Below are 2219 nucleotides of genomic sequence, written 5' to 3' on the forward strand. Positions count from 1 at the left end.
CCGCCCGCAGTCGGCGTGTCGCCCGCCGTCAGCGCGTGTGCCGCAACCACACCGCGGCGCGGGGGCCGACGGTGATGCCCGCGGAATGGGTGCGGCCGTGGTGGTGCCGCTCCTCCGCGTGGACCCCGCCCAGGTTGCCGGTTCCCGACCCCTCGTAGGCCTCGGCGTCGGTGTTGAGGATCTCCTCCCAGTACCCGGCCTCGGGCAGACCGATCCGGTAGTCGTCCAGGGTGCGGCCCGAGAAGTTCACCACGCAGGCGATCGTGTTGCCCGCGTGATCGGTACGCAGGAACGACAGCGCGTTGTGCTCCGAGTCGTTGGCGTCGATCCACGAGAACCCCGACGGGTCGTCGTCGAGCGTCCACAGCCCGGGGTTCTCCGCGTAGCGTGCGTTCATGTCCCGGACCGAGGCGAGGATGCCGCGGTGGTACTCGCCCTCCCAGCCCTCGAGGTTCTCCCAGGTGACGCCCAGTTCGTCGTTCCACTCGCCGACCTGACCGAACTCCATCCCTTGGAAGATGAGCTTCTTCCCGGGGTGCGCCCACATGTAGGCGTAGAGCCCGCGCAACCCGGCCGCGCGGTCCCACGAGGACCCCGGCATGCGCTGCCACATCGATCCCTTGCCGTGGACCACCTCGTCGTGGCTGAGCGGGAGGACGAACCGCTCGCTCCAGGCGTACATCAGGGAGAAGGTGACCTCGCCGTGGTGGTGTCCCCGGTAGACGGGGTCGAGGCCCACATAGCGCAGCGTGTCGTTCATCCACCCCATGTTCCACTTCATGGAGAACCCGAGACCGCCGGTGTCCGTGGGTGCGGTGACGCCGCCCCAGGAGGTCGACTCCTCGGCGATCATGAGGAATCCGGGGTGCTCCCGGCGCACGGTGGCGTTGACCTCCTGCAGGAACGAGATGGCCTCGAGGTTCTCTCTACCGCCGTAGCGGTTGGGGGTCCACTCGCCCTCGTTCCGCGAGTAGTCCAGGTAGAGCATCGAGGCGACGGCGTCCACGCGCAGGCCGTCGACGTGGAACTCCTCCGCCCAGTACAGGGCGTTGGCCACCAGGAAGTTGCGGACCTCGTGACGACCGAAGTCGAACACGTAGGTGCCCCAGTCGGGCTGCTCACCGCGACGGGGGTCCGCGTGCTCGTACAGCGGGGTCCCGTCGAAGCGGCCGAGGGACCACTCGTCCTTGGGGAAGTGCGCGGGCACCCAGTCCACCAGCACGCCGATGCCGCGCGAGTGCAGGTGGTCGACCACATAGCGCAGGTCGTCCGGGGTGCCGAAACGACTGGTGGGGGCGTAGTAGGAGGACACCTGGTAGCCCCATGACCCGCCGAAGGGATGCTCGGCGACGGGCATCAGCTCGACATGGGTGAAGCCGGTCTCGGTCACGTGGTCGCCCAACTGGTGGGCGAACTCGCGGTAGCCGAGTCCCGGTCTCCAGGAGCCCACGTGGACCTCGAGGACCGTCATCGGGGAGCGCGAGTGGTCGCGCGTCGCCCGGCCGGCGACCCACTCGTCGTCGTTCCACTCGTGGCCGGACGTGAACACCCTGGATCCGGTGGCGGGGGGCACCTCGGTGGCCACCGCGAGCGGATCGGCGTGGTCGACGGTCCGGCCGTCGGCGCCGCGGACGCAGTACTTGTAGACGGCGTCGTCGATCACGTCAGGTACGAACAGTTCCCACACTCCCGAGGCGCCGATCGCACGCATGGGCAGGGCGATCGGGTTCCACCCGCAGAAGTCGCCCACCACGCTGATGCCCCGGGCGTTCGGGGCCCAGACGGCGAAGGACGTCCCGGTGAGGGGCCCCCCGGGGGTGTCGTACGTGCGGACGTGCGCACCGAGGACGGTCCACAGCCGCTCGTGCCGGCCCTCGTTGATCAGGTGGAGATCCATCTCGCCGAGAGTGGGCAGGAAGCGGTACCCGTCGGCCACGATCCGCGTGTGCCCGTCCGGGTAGGTCACCCGGAACCGGTAGTCGGGGACGTCCCGCTCGGGCAACCCCGCCCCGAACATGCCGTCGCCGAGCGGTTCCATGGGCACCGTGCGCGTCCCCAGCACGATCTCCACCGAGGTGGCACCGGGCTGCATGGTCCGCACGACCGAGCCGGACCCGGTCGGGTGGGCGCCGTAGACCGAGTGCGGGTCGCGGTGGGTGCCGGAGCGGAGGGCGTCGAGCTCCTCGCGGGGGATCCCGCCCGACGGCGCGTCGGGGGCT

Annotated in this window: 1 protein-coding gene; it reads right to left on the reverse strand. The window is 70.1% G+C overall.

From position 1 onward, the window contains the following. Positions 1-28: 28 nt before the first annotated feature. Positions 29-2194, reverse strand: a complete 2166-nt coding sequence (gene glgB, locus G6021_RS10155) for a 1,4-alpha-glucan branching protein GlgB (protein ID WP_182610173.1) — start codon at positions 2192-2194, stop codon at positions 29-31. Positions 2195-2219: the final 25 nt, after the last annotated feature.

It is taken from the genome of Dietzia sp. CW19, from assembly GCF_014145265.1.
Taxonomy (GTDB): Bacteria; Actinomycetota; Actinomycetes; order Mycobacteriales; family Mycobacteriaceae; genus Dietzia; species Dietzia natronolimnaea.